Consider the following 13472-nt stretch of genomic DNA (forward strand, 5'->3'; position numbering starts at 1 on the left):
AAATCCTTTTTGTTTATGGCTATTTTTTAGATACACGAAATTCACCACCTCCTAAACTAAAAATAATCTTGATGTTTGGCGAACCATTAAGTGTGATGGTAATTGGCGCAACATAACCTGTTGGCAAAACGCTTATTTGTTGGTGAACACATTTTGAATAATTTTTCGGATAAGGTATGTGCTCACCATCTATTAACATCTCAGACCGATCAAAAATAACTGTCACCGAACGTCCTTGACTCTGAGCAGTTAGCCGCGCATTTTGCCACCTCGTTTTAAACGTTACCAACCATTGATCTGTATTTTTTCCTACTGTCTTTGGTGGTTGCGCGCCAACTACCAAGCATAAACTAACGATGAGTAATGTGATTACTGACTCAACCAACGTGAATCCGCTATTGGTGAGCTTCATTATTCACAATTGTAATTTTAAGGTCTTGCACTTTTTGTAGTTGCTTGTCAGTTAAATAAGCATTTGCTTTTAGTTTAGAAATGGTCACCTCACTGTCATCTGGGTGATCATTTTGATACAAATCAATTTGTGTTTGTACTGTTGTCACCATTGCGGCAGCATGAGTTGTCACAGCATGTTTACGTTGTGCATTTAAGTTAGGCAAAATAATTAACATTAGTAAGCTAACAATAAATAAAACAATTGCTGCTTCAATTAATGTAAATCCACTATATTTTTTTCTAAAAAGTTTCATTTATATAATCCTCCTATGGCATGATACATCGGTAGTAGCATGCTGAGATATAAACCAATAATCGCTATGCCAATGATGCCAAAAAAAATGGGCTGCAATGTACCGATTAACCGGTCGGCTTGCTGCATTAACAGTTTAAACTGTGTTTTTGCATAATAATCTAAATATCGCGCTAATGTTTTTGGGGTATAACCTCTCATAAAATACCCAGCCAATGATTGATTAAAAAATTGCTTAGACAAAATATAACGATCGATCTGTCCACCTGCTTTTAAAAATTTTTGTGCATCTTGGGCTAAATAAACTGAAGCTGAACGACTATTTTGGCATGCAATGGCGTTAATAATATCTGGTAGCGTTAAGCCACCCGATAGCATTGAAGCTATTTGTTGACTAGCTTGATACGACACAACCGTTTTAGTCATCAAACTAATGATTGGTATTTTAGACATAACATTAAGCCTTTTTATCCAGTTCATACGACGCCAAGATCGCCAAATGATTGTTATCAGTAGCAGTGCCATCATTAATATTGCAATGGCGCGACCATCATAAACCCCTGTTTCTTGAGACGAATTTTGCCATTGATTCAATATTGGATAAAGAAAAAATTTAAGTCCTAATAGCATGGCACCTAATATTGCTAACAAGATAATCGGATAATGCATCACTTGTTTCACTTTATTTTGTTGTTGTGCAATTTGAGATAAATTTTGTCCCATTTTCACCAAAGTAGTGCTTAAATCGCCATGTTCATGAGCTAAATTCAGCTGAACCAATATGTTTTGGTTCACATACATAGACATAACACTAGGAAAAGTCTGTCCCTCATGGAGTCCATCCTTAATCGCGCTTAATTGCTGCTGCCACTTCTGATGCGCATCTTTCATAATATCAATGCTTTCACTAATGCTATACCCGGAGGCTAGCAAATCACCAAGCTCTTGAAAAAATTGCACCTGATCACTTGATTTAAAGCGACTGAAATGTTGTTCGCGTTGCTGATGTAATTTTGCCTGCCAAAAATGCTTCATCAAGAACCTCCTGCCATTGTATTGTGAAACCAGTAGCCATCGTAATATCACTGCCACAAAGCACATCAACAATCGCTGCTTGATTGCCTGATGTCATTGGTACTAATCTTTGATAAACTACCATTGTTAGTGCTGCCAACAATTGATTACGATCCACACCTAACTCTAGCAAGCGCAACACAATTTCTCGCGCTGACATGGCGTGTATCGTGCTGATAACTAGATGACCACTTAAAGCAGCCTGTACGACTGCTTTAGCCGTTTGATAATCTCGAATTTCCCCAATTAATAAAATCTCTGGACGATGTCGCAAAGCAACTTTTATTAACGCTTCGTAACCAATACCAGCTGCTTCGTTAACTTGTAACTGAACAAAGTTAGGATTTCTAATTTCTACTGGATCTTCAATCGTTAAAACTAGCTTGTTGTCGGCAATATTTTGCAACAACTGATAAAGCGTCGTTGTTTTTCCTGAACCAGTCGGTCCAGAGATGAGAAATAAACCCGACTCCGGTAAACCAAGTTGCATTTGCTCAAATTGCTTTGAAGATAGCCAATGTTGCTTATGCTGCTCAGAATAGATAAGACGCAAGACCACAGTTTCACGATTCAAAAAATCACCAACGCTGGAAACACGAATCCATACATGTGCCCCACGAAAACGACCTAGTTGTGGTCGACGTCTTTCTGAGATATTCATCTTTGCACGATATTTAATTGCAGATATTAATTTTTCTGCATCCTCATCAGAAATATTTGATTTGGACGCTAATCCACCATTCATGTGAAACTTGATGACATACTTGTTATCATCATTTGGCAAAATATAAATATCATTCACTCGTTGTTTTTTAGCTTTTTCCAACATATCATCAATCATTATGCCAAAATCTCCCCCTTCTATTTTTTTGAGCTCATAGTATCATACGTGAACAAACAATTTAACTCACAAAAAAACACTTAGTTCATGCTGCGCTAAATGTTTTTAACAAATTAATTTTTAAATTTAGAAAACCAATCATCCATGACTTTCAACCGCGCAATACGAAGATTTGGTCGACCATTTCTTGAAACACCGTGAAAACTCTCAGGCAATCTCACTAATTCAATCGGTGTATCTGTTTGTGTTTTAATCGCCATGAAATATTCTTCTGACTGGCCTAATGGCGTCCGTAGATCGTATTCACCATGAAGTAGTAAAATCGGTGTTCGTACATTTTTGGCATAAGCTAATGGTGATATTGCCCATAATTTTGAAATATTATTGTCCTGCAAATCCAATTTCAATTCAGCTTTTGAAAAATCATAACCGATGTCACTTGTACCAAACATGCTAATCCAATTAATGACCGGTCTTTGAGCAACAGCTGCTTTAAAACGTTGATCATGACCAATAATCCAAGTGGTCATATAACCACCATAGGAACCACCTGCCACAAATACATTACGCACATCAATCACATCAGAAAATTTGGATAGTGCCGCTTTAAAGCCGGTCATAACATCACGATAGTCTTGCTCTCCGTAATGTCCAATCACACTTTTCACAAAATCTTGACCGTAAGAAGTTGAGCCATGCGGATTGGTAAAAACGACATTATATCCAAGTGAAACCCACATTTGGAATTCCCAAAAGAAGGCATCAGCATAAGCCGCATGTGGTCCACCGTGAATGTACAATAATGTTGGCGCTGGTTGTCGTTGCGCATGCATAAACCAGCCATCAACCATCGAACCATCTTCCGAAGCAAATTGATATTTTTGAGCCACTACAAACGCCTCTTGTGAATCCGGTCGATACAAAATATCACCGTGCCTAGTTTCAATTTGTGAAGGTATATTGGTATAAGAAGTGATCAGCGCTTCTGACGTAAAAGACAAAATAGCGCGTTGCGTATCATCTAGTAACGTCAAAATACCATCTGTTGTCAAACGGTATAGACGGTTGTGACCATGATAAGTCGCAACGAATTCAATTTCCGTGTCATTTCGCCAAAACAATTGATGCATACTCTTTAAAAAGACTACATCACTCATCGTATCTTGCAAAGCATCAACATCAGAATCAAATATAGGCGTGAGAGTAGATCGTTTAATGTCATATAGATACACACCAAAAATTCTTGCATTAGTATACTGCCCATCATGAGCGATCAATGCAATTTTTTCACCCTTTGGATCAAAAATTCCATCCGCAGTAAGTCCATGTGGCAAATTTTGACTCACTTCAATCATTTGACCATTGACCAACAAAAATGTTCTATTACTCTCCCCAAGCCCAGCAATGTTATCAGTTTGTGTCAATAATAATTTATGATCAAATTGGTCTAATAAAGTTGTACGCGTTGTAGTATTTAGAACAACTTTTGTCAGATCTTTAGAAATATCTAAATAGGTAATACGATATTGAGTTGATTCATCAATGAGACCATATCCGTCAGCTTTATAATTTTTTTCAGTAATGCGACGTGGTATTGGTCGCTCTGATAATACTGGTATTGGCGACTGATGGCTCGTTATGGTGAGATAATAAACATGATTATTATCCGCTGTTGCTGTGTATTGGTGTACACCTGCAGCTTCGAATGTTTTTTGTTCACCAGCAACAAACAATTGCGCAACTCCATCAATTTTTTGTAGATAGGCTAATTGTCCATTCACATTTTGTGGTAGCCATGCATCTTCAGCAATCACATTCACTTGTCCATCAACCAATTGACAAACACGATGTTGTGTATCGTTTTCAACTTCACGCAACTGTGTTTGTGTAAAATAATAACGTTCACTAATCTTAATCAATTGACTTAAACTTTTAATGTTAAACAACGATTTATCTAATTTTTTCATCATTTACCTCACTTATAATTTCAAGTCTATCATAAATCGTGAACAAAAAAGAGGTTATAACGCATTTCAGTGCCATAACCTCTCATTAAATTATTGATTTAATTCCGCTAATGTCACTGTGTTTTCCAATAAAGTAGCGATTGTCATTGGCCCTACACCACCGGGCACTGGCGTAATAAAATCTGCAATACCTTGTGCTGAATCAAAGTCAACATCTCCAGTGGCTTTGCCATCAACGACGTTCATCCCCACATCAATCACGGTGGCACCTTGTTTCAAATCTTCCCCTTTAATAAAATTAGGAATACCCACACCAACGGCTACAATATCAGCAAATTTAAGCAAACGTTTCAAAACCGCGGGTTCTGTGTAGCGATGTGCAACCGTCACCGTTGCATCAGCATTATTTAATAAAGCTGACATTGGTCGCCCAAATAGTTGAGATCTACCAACAACTAAAGCCACTTTGCCTTTTATAGGAATATGATAGTAATTCAATAACGACATCACACCTTGTGGCGTCGCTGCGACAGTATACGGCTCCAAAGCATCCCCAAACAGCATACCTTGAACAGTTGCACCTAAACCGTCAGCATCTTTCTGAGGCGCAACTGCAGAAAATACCTGTCGTTCCTTGATGCCTTTAGCCAATGGACTTTGAACTAAAATTCCTGTCACATCATCATCCGCGTTTAACGATTCAACCAAAGCGATAACACTGTCCGTTGTTTCATCTGCGCCAACAGGAATATCACGTGTTTGAATACCAAGCTTGGCTGCTTTCCGAGACTTCATGCCAACATACAATTGACTACCTTCATTGTCTGGGTCGTAAATCACAGCAAGCGTGACTGGCTTATCTAGTTTTGTCACACGTTGAGCCGTTTTGTCGTTAATTATTTTGGCAACTTTGGCACCGTCAAGTAGCTCTGTCATTCAAAAATCTCCTTCAATCTTCACAATATTTTGTTATACTCATTCTATCAGATTCAAAAACAAAACGAGGCACATTATATGGATACACGTATTAGTTGGGACCAATATTTTATTGCACAGGCAGCCATTCTGTCCACACGATCAACATGCACAAGATTACACGTAGGCGCTATTATCGTGCGAGATCATCGCATAATAGCAAGTGGTTATAACGGTAGTGTTGCAGGTACACCCCATTGCACTGAGGTTGGTGATCTCATTGTCGATGGTCATTGTGTACGAGCCGTTCATGCTGAACAAAATGCGCTCATGCAAGCAGCGCAAATGGGCATTAGCGTTGACGGTGCAGAAGTTTACGTTACAGATGTACCATGCGTGCAATGTACTAAGCTCTTGCTCCAAGCAGGCATTCGTAACATTAACTTTATGCGCAATTATCATAATGATCCATTTGCTGAAGAACTATTACGTCAAAAACATGTTTCACTTAAGCAAGTACCATTTTCATCACAAACAGCCCATCAAATTGATTTAAACCAATTTATCGCGCATGAATGATAACTTTTAGTTCGTCAGAAAACCCATGCAATTCACGAACTATTTTTAAGTTTACCATATTTTTTACTTTTAGAAAACGAATAGCATTTAAAAGTATTTTTTGTTATTATTATTCAATAAAAAACCAATAACGACAAGCACTCAAGAGTTTATTACAATTTTGTAACACGTCAATACAAGCGTCAGAACAACGTTTTAAAAAGCGTACAAATTTGCTATTAAATCGCGTTTTCGTTAATATTTAAGTAATGATTTTTGAAAGGAATCACGCGTGTCAAACTATCCAAAATAGCTAAAGCGCGTACAATAAAAAACATGTCTCAAAATGAACAGCAATACTTAGATCTAGCACAAAAAATTCTCGATGAGGGTACTTTAAAAGGTGACCGTACCGGAACCGGCACACATTCACTGTTTGGCACACAAATGCGTTTTAATTTACAGGAAGGGTTTCCACTCTTAACCACAAAAAAGGTCTTTTTCGGCTTAATTAAAAGTGAACTTTTATGGTTTTTACGTGGTGACAATAACATTCGTTTTTTGCTCGAACACAATAACCATATTTGGGATGAATGGGCTTTTAAAAACTGGGTTGAATCTGATGCCTATGATGGCCCTGATATGAGCGGCTTTGGCCAACGCTCACAGCATGATGCTGAATTCAACAAAGCCTATCAGGAACAAAAAGCTATTTTTGTCGACAAAATCCTTCATGATGACGATTTTAAGGAAACGTACGGCTACATTGGTGATGTTTATGGTAAATTATGGCGTGGTTGGAAAACAAACAGCTTAACTGCCGGTGAAGACACGATTGATCAAGTCAATCGTCTTATCAATCAAATCAAAACAACCCCTGATTCTCGGCGATTAATCTTGACGGCATGGAACGCTGAAACCACACCTCAAGCACCTCTACCTTCTTGCCACGTTTTAAGTCAATTCTATGTTGCTGATGGTAAGCTTAGTTTACAACTATATCAACGCTCCGGTGACTTTTTCCTTGGTGTGCCGTTTAACATTGCTTCATACTCCCTATTGCTTCATATGGTTGCTGCCCAAACTGGCTATGAAGTCGGCGATTTTATTCATACAATTGGCGATACACATATTTATAACAACCATATTGATCAAATTAACGAGCAACTCTCACGACCAATGCACAAACTACCAAAACTCTGGCTAAATCCAGAAGTAAAGTCACTCTTTGACTACACGATGGATGACATCAAAGTTTTGGATTACGATAGCGAACCAGCTATCAAAGCACCTGTTGCCGTTTAAAAAAGCTATCCCTGATTACTGCGGGATAGCTTTTTTAATTGCTTCTTTTCAGACATACTCCAATAATCACTGTGCGTCACAACAAATGAATCAAACAAATGAATATCCATTTGTTGGCCAAGTGTTGCTAGTCGCTGACTAAAAACAATATCTGCTTTAGATGGCATGACATAACCACTCGGATGATTATGAACAATCATAAATCCCACAGCATTTGCTTTCAAAACACGTTGAAAAATTTCTCTAGGTGACGCTTGCACATGACTCACAGTACCCACAAAAACCGTTTCCCAACCAATAACGTTTAGCTGTGCATCTAAAAGCGCCAAGCACAGCTGTTCCTGAGGTAAATGCCCGATTTTTTTTTGCGCAAATGTCCCCATTTTAGTCGAATATTTTGCGTTCAGTAAAACCTGTCTTTTTTGAAAAGCAACTGCTTTTCCTATTTCAACACCGATCAATAACGCTTGATTCGCAACTTCATTATGTGAGACAAAGTCCTCAGCTGTATCATGTGTTATTTCATTTAATGTATAAGGTTCAGGAAAGTAACGTTGAAAATTACGTAGTGCATGGTTTTCATCTTGGCCAAATAGTCTGTAAAATTGTTTAATTTTATTAGTAATCATGTTGTTTGCCTCTACAACATAATACGTTAGTACAGTCTCTTTCTCCCAAAATGTAATGCACTTAATGACAAAATGGCAGACAACACAATCAACACAACATCAACCCTAAACGTCCAAATCGTGCCTGAATGCGTTGCTACGACCAAGTCGCGAGCATCGTCCGCGTGCTTTTGAAAAGTTGCAATAATGCCGGCAGCTAAGGCAATACCAATGGCCGCAGAGTAATTATTAGTTGCTGAAAAAATTGAATTACCGGCACTCTGGAAATTCACTGGCACCTGACTAATTGTGAAAGTCATGTTATTTCCAAACCAAAAACCAGCACCAATTTGAATGACCATAAAGCCAAGTGTTAACCAAGTCAAACTAATCGGCAAGAATGCCATCAAAACAGTCCCTATCAACATTAATATCAAGCCGGTAATGATTGGCACACGCGCACCAAAGCGATCATATAGCCTACCTGACAAAATAGCCATCAGCGCATATCCCAGTGCCCCAGGTAGTAATGCCAATCCTGCTACTTGCGAGTTTTGCAATAATACAATCTGTAAAACCATTGGCACCGCATAATTAAACGTTAAATTAACAACCTGCGTTGTAAATGAAGCTGCCATACCAAAACGAAAAGTTTTATATTTAAAAATTGCCGGATTAATCAGTGGGTTAGCAATTCGCTTTGCGTGAAATAGATACCCCACTAACCCAACTATCATCGCCACAATCATGCTCAAACTCAAAGTATTGATCAATCCATGAGTGCTCGTTCGTTCGATAACAGAAATACCCGCCACAAAAAAAATACTCAGGAGTAGCCAACCGATTAAATCTAGCTTCTCTTTTTTTAATGGTGCAACCTGTTGAATGGTCCACCAACCTAATACGAGTGAAAAAAGTTGAATCGGTAGCACTACCCAAAATACCATATGCCAACCGTAATTTTGTGTTAAAAACCCACCAAATGCTGGTCCAATGGCTGGGGCAAACGAGATAATCAATGACCCCAATCCAACCATCGTTCCGCGCTTTTTCTCTGGTACTTGTTCAAAAATCACGTTATACATTAAAGGAAAACCAACGCCACCGCCAATGCCTTGTAACAGACGCCCAAATAATGTCCAGCCAAAATCGCCACTAATAGCATTAATTAACACACCAATTAAAGAAATAATAGTTGCAGTGATAAATTGACTGCGGTTAGTAAAATTTTTCTTTAACCATGGTGATAAGATAACCACCATGCTGGTCAGTAAAATAACACCAGACGTCAACCACTGCACGACATTAGACGTGACATTAAATTCTGTCATTAATATCGGGAAACTAACATTTAATGCTGTTTCTAACATAATATCAGTAAACCCTAAAATTCCAATTGCCAAAACGCTAAAAACTAAGCGTAATGATAATTTTTCACTTTGCATACTCTTCTCTCACTTTACTTACAAAATACAACGAACCCGTTAATACTGTTAAATCAGCGTCAGATTGTCTGAGGGCTGTTTGCCAGTTTACTGCCGTGCCCACTGGATATTTTTTGGCAGTTGCTTCAATATTCAAACTATGTCTACCATTTGGTCCAGTAAACGGCACTAAGGTAATGGCAAAACGATTCTGCGCTAAAATTTCAGAAAAAGAATCAGTCACATTTTTATCCATTAAACTACCAATAATTAAGTGAATCTTACCCGTTGGATAAGAATTGATTAGTGCTTTGTACAAGGCATGTAGCCCTTGCGCATTATGAGCACCGTCAATCATTAGGCTTTTATTCAGCAACTCAAACCGTGCGGGAAATCGCGTTGACGCCAAACCATGAATGATGGCAGAATTTGGAATACGTTTATCAAAAGCACGTACAGCCGCGACCGCAGTAGCTGTATTCACAATTTGATACTCTCCGGGTAATCCAGGTTTAAACTCGCCCAATTGGCCGACTATAACATTCGTAGCATGTTCTTTAATAACAGATAGCGCTTCACTAGAAATTTGACCAATAACCACAGGCATGTTCTTGTGAATAATACCTGCCTTTTGACGGGCAATATCAGCAATAGTCGGACCCAATAGGGCTTGATGATCTAAACCAACGCTTGTAATGACAGCCACACGGGCATTTGGCATTACATTGGTCGAGTCAAGCAAACCACCGATACCAACTTCAATCACTAGCGCATCAAGGTCTTGTCGCGCAAAAAAAGTAAACATAATAGCTGTCAAAACTTCGAATTCAGTCGGAATATCCGGTGCCAACTCACAATCTAGGTCAATTAAAATGTCCGCGACATCTTGAGTGACCGATAACAAATCCTCTGATGCAATCATTTTATTATCAATTTGAATTCGCTCCCGAAAATCGGTGATGAACGGTGAAATAAACAAACCCGTATGAAGTCCGGCAGATTGTAATATGTTGCTGGACATCGTAGCAACTGAACCTTTTCCGTTAGTTCCTGTAACATGAATCGCTGGTGGCAGAATCTTTTCTGGATTGCCCAAACGATCAAGTAAGGCGTGCATGCGTTCTAGTGACTCCTTTTGCCCGCCTTTTGGGCGACTATGAATATAGGCAATGGCTTCTGCAACTGTTCTCATGTCTTCCTCCATCAAAGATATTCTTACACCCATTATAATCTCATATCATTTTAAAAAATAAAAGCCGTCCATTTTGTTTGGACGGTTTCATCGTGTTTATTTCTCTTACTATTTACTCGAGCAACGGCATTTTAGCCTTTTTCACGAACGGTAAATTCTCGGCGATTCCCGCCGCTATTACGGCGGCTCTCATTTGAACGACCATCACGACGCTTGTAATCACCAAAGCGACGTTCACTTGTACCACGGCGATCATTACTACGATCACCATTGCCACGTCGATTGCGATTACCACGATAGCCACCACCACGATTACCATCACGGCGACCGCCACCATTGCGTGAACCACCGCCCTTACGTCGTGGTAATGGACGTTCGCGTGTGATTTCTACTGGTGTGTTTTGCTTTTCTAAGTCAGCTGCACTAGATAACAAGGCTGCCGCTAATTGTTCAGCAGAATATTGTGCAGTCAAAGCATTAACTTGATCTTGAATTTCTGCGACATCAGTTGACTGAATTAACTTTGCGACTTCTCCAGCGGCATTATTAATTTTACCAACACGAGCCTGTTGTAATGTTGCAGGCTCGAGAGGCGTCATACGTTTTTTAGTCAAATCTTCAACTGCACGTAGATAATCCATTTCATTTGGTGCTACAAATGTCACTGATACACCCTTAGCACCCGCGCGGCCCGTACGGCCAATGCGGTGCACATAACTTTCAGGATCTTGTGGAATATCGAAGTTATAGACGTGAGAAACATCCTTAACATCAAGGCCACGAGCTGCGACATCTGTTGCCACCAAAATATTGATTTCATGTGATTTAAACTGAGCCAAAACACGTGAACGCATTTGTTGCGTTAAATCACCATGTAAGCCAGCAGCATGATAACCACGAGCTTCTAAACCACGAGCTAATTCTTCCACGCGACGCTTTGTGCGACCAAACACAATGGCCAATTTTGGTGCTTGCACATCAAAAATACGAGTCATCGTATCAAATTTTTCATTTTCACGCATCCGTACAAAGTATTGATCAACCAAATCAGTTGTCAATTCTTTAGCTTCAATTTGAATATGCTCTGGGTTAGTCATGAACTTAACACCAATACGCTTAATAGCAGGTGGCATTGTAGCTGAGAATAACAACGTCTGACGCTCGGCTGGTGTCTTATCAATAATTGATTCAATATCATCCAAGAATCCCATGTTCAACATTTCATCGGCTTCGTCTAGAACAAGTGTACGAACGTGATCCAATCTAACTGTTTTGCGGTTAATGTGGTCTAGCAAACGACCCGGTGTACCAACAAGTATTTGTGGATGTGACTTCAAATTTTGAATTTGACGGCGAATGTCAGCGCCACCAAACACAACTTGTACATCAACATGCTTATCATGTCCAAGCTTTTTTAATTCTTCTGCCGTTTGGATTGCCAATTCACGTGTTGGTGAAACAATCAAAGCTTGAATGTTTTTATTCTCTAAATCAATATGTTCCAAAATTGGCAAACCAAAAGCAGCTGTTTTACCAGTTCCCGTTTGCGCTTGTCCAATGACATCACGTCCTGATAATGTCAACGGAATTGTTTTTTCTTGGATTGGTGTCGCTTCGACATAACCATGTGTTTTAATGGCATCTAAAATATCTTGTGACAAACCTAATTCGCTAAATTTCAAAATTTTTCTCCTTGCACCTATTGTGCGTAAGCCATTCACTTTACAGGAATGGCAGTCATTTGTGTAAATATTTTTTTGGCTAGTGGCTGGAAACTATGTGATTTGTAATACTGATTACTCAATAGCACAACAGCATTCTGTCCATTTTTTGACAAAATTACAGTTGGTTCATAACCTGGTAATATGCCATGTGCGGTCATATATTTTGGAAAATGATACATCCCCGCAGCATAACTTTCACCAAGCTTAGTTCGCCATAACTGTGCCGGACTGTCTATCAGCTTTTTGTTAATCATCAAATAATAATAGCGATACAGGTTACCTGTTGTCATTGCAACGTTACCAGTTCCTGTTTCACGATGATAGGCAACATTGTCATCACTATACGGCTTATCATATGAATCATCATAACCAATCGCACGATTAGCGGACGTTTTGAACATATCATATTGCACTGCATTTAAATGGTAGTGACGATCAAACATTTGTTCAAACAATTCCGTATAAGTTTTATGTGTCACCTTCATCAATATGCCAGCCAACAAGCGATAGTTAACCGCCTGATATGACCAGCCATAACCAACACCCGGCTCACCAATAACAACCGCATGATCCGCAGAAAAATCAATATTATCCGCTTCTGATTCAAAAGTTACTGGCTGTATATGTTGACTTAACCCGCTAGTCATTGTTATCAAATCACTTATTGTAATTCTATCCGAATTAGCAACATTAGGGTAAAACTGACTCAGCTTTGTATCAAAAGATAGCTTACCTGCTTCAATTTCTTTCATAACTAGTGTTGCTGTTAATCCTTTTTGAACTGATGCAATTTGAAACAATGTTTTGGCGTCATTAACACGTTTCGTTTTAGCATCGGCGTAACCATAGCCTTTTTGTAAAATAATTTTATTGTTATGCACAATTAATGCAGTTCCAATATAGTGCGCCTGCTTTAACTGGTTATCAGCATCTTTAGCCAACGCAACTTTAGGCACGACGTTGGTACTTAACATGGCGACATTGTTAACGCTGAAGTCATCATTTTTAATTGGCTTCAATTTAACAGATGATTCTTTGAGTTTTAAGGGCCAAAAAGTACCTAATAACAAGCTCAGTAAAAAAATTACAAGCACCCATTTCCTTCGCTTAATGTTTCGACTTTGCTTTCGTTGCATAAGTGTGTCCCCGACACATTAA

General features: G+C 38.9%; 13 protein-coding genes. 2 read left to right on the forward strand and 11 right to left on the reverse strand.

The genetic code is table 11. The features are described from left to right. Positions 1–19: 19 nt before the first annotated feature. From IEU65_RS02140 to IEU65_RS02165, 6 genes are all read right to left on the reverse strand, one after another. Positions 20–412, reverse strand: a complete 393-nt coding sequence (locus IEU65_RS02140; protein WP_010278556.1) for a prepilin-type N-terminal cleavage/methylation domain-containing protein — start codon at positions 410–412, stop codon at positions 20–22. Next, complete coding sequence (comGC, locus tag IEU65_RS02145) at positions 396–707, reverse strand: competence type IV pilus major pilin ComGC (protein ID WP_010278559.1); 312 nt, start codon at positions 705–707, stop codon at positions 396–398. Before comGC ends, IEU65_RS02140 begins: the two co-directional genes overlap by 17 nt. After that, the gene (locus tag IEU65_RS02150; protein WP_010278562.1) at positions 704–1741 is read right to left on the reverse strand and encodes a type II secretion system F family protein; all 1038 of its coding nucleotides are present in this window, start codon (positions 1739–1741) and stop codon (positions 704–706) included. The genes comGC and IEU65_RS02150 overlap by 4 nt, the downstream gene beginning before the upstream one ends. Further along, positions 1680–2621 carry a competence type IV pilus ATPase ComGA gene (gene comGA, locus IEU65_RS02155; protein WP_010278564.1) on the reverse strand — a complete coding sequence of 314 codons (942 nt, stop codon included), beginning with the start codon at positions 2619–2621 and terminating at the stop codon, positions 1680–1682. The genes IEU65_RS02150 and comGA overlap by 62 nt, the downstream gene beginning before the upstream one ends. Positions 2622–2734: 113 nt before the next feature. Further along, on the reverse strand, positions 2735–4588 hold the full coding sequence (locus IEU65_RS02160; RefSeq protein WP_010278567.1) for an alpha/beta hydrolase family protein: 1854 nt from the start codon (positions 4586–4588) through the stop codon (positions 2735–2737). Positions 4589–4678: 90 nt separating this feature from the next. Continuing rightward, on the reverse strand, positions 4679–5524 hold the full coding sequence (locus IEU65_RS02165; RefSeq protein ID WP_010278569.1) for a bifunctional 5,10-methylenetetrahydrofolate dehydrogenase/5,10-methenyltetrahydrofolate cyclohydrolase: 846 nt from the start codon (positions 5522–5524) through the stop codon (positions 4679–4681). A 78-nt stretch (positions 5525–5602) separates the two neighbouring features. On the opposite strand from IEU65_RS02165, the gene IEU65_RS02170 reads away from it, so the two are divergent. Both IEU65_RS02170 and IEU65_RS02175 read left to right on the forward strand, forming a co-directional pair. Next, positions 5603–6082, forward strand: coding sequence for a ComE operon protein 2 (locus tag IEU65_RS02170; protein ID WP_010278571.1), 480 nt, complete (start codon positions 5603–5605; stop codon positions 6080–6082). A 315-nt stretch (positions 6083–6397) separates the two neighbouring features. Beyond that, a complete protein-coding gene (locus IEU65_RS02175; RefSeq protein ID WP_010278573.1) occupies positions 6398–7366 on the forward strand; it encodes a thymidylate synthase in 969 nt (322 codons plus the stop codon). A gap of 5 nt (positions 7367–7371) precedes the next feature. Here IEU65_RS02175 and IEU65_RS02180 read toward each other — a convergent pair whose 3' ends face one another. The 5 genes from IEU65_RS02180 to IEU65_RS02200 form a co-directional block, all read right to left on the reverse strand. Further along, positions 7372–7995, reverse strand: a complete 624-nt coding sequence (locus IEU65_RS02180) for a JAB domain-containing protein (protein WP_010278575.1) — start codon at positions 7993–7995, stop codon at positions 7372–7374. 26 nt (positions 7996–8021) lie between these two features. After that, positions 8022–9419 carry an MFS transporter gene (locus IEU65_RS02185; protein WP_010278578.1) on the reverse strand — a complete coding sequence of 466 codons (1398 nt, stop codon included), beginning with the start codon at positions 9417–9419 and terminating at the stop codon, positions 8022–8024. Further along, a complete protein-coding gene (locus IEU65_RS02190) occupies positions 9409–10590 on the reverse strand; it encodes a bifunctional folylpolyglutamate synthase/dihydrofolate synthase (RefSeq protein WP_010278581.1) in 1182 nt (393 codons plus the stop codon). Before IEU65_RS02190 ends, IEU65_RS02185 begins: the two co-directional genes overlap by 11 nt. Before the next feature lie 131 nt (positions 10591–10721). After that, positions 10722–12272: a degradosome RNA helicase CshA gene (cshA, locus tag IEU65_RS02195; RefSeq protein WP_010278583.1), complete on the reverse strand. Its 1551-nt coding sequence runs from the start codon at positions 12270–12272 to the stop codon at positions 10722–10724. A gap of 35 nt (positions 12273–12307) precedes the next feature. Beyond that, complete coding sequence (locus IEU65_RS02200; RefSeq protein WP_010278586.1) at positions 12308–13450, reverse strand: serine hydrolase domain-containing protein; 1143 nt, start codon at positions 13448–13450, stop codon at positions 12308–12310. Positions 13451–13472: the final 22 nt, after the last annotated feature.

The organism is Leuconostoc pseudomesenteroides KCTC 3652 (genome assembly GCF_014634745.1).
GTDB lineage: Bacteria > Bacillota > Bacilli > Lactobacillales > Lactobacillaceae > Leuconostoc > Leuconostoc pseudomesenteroides.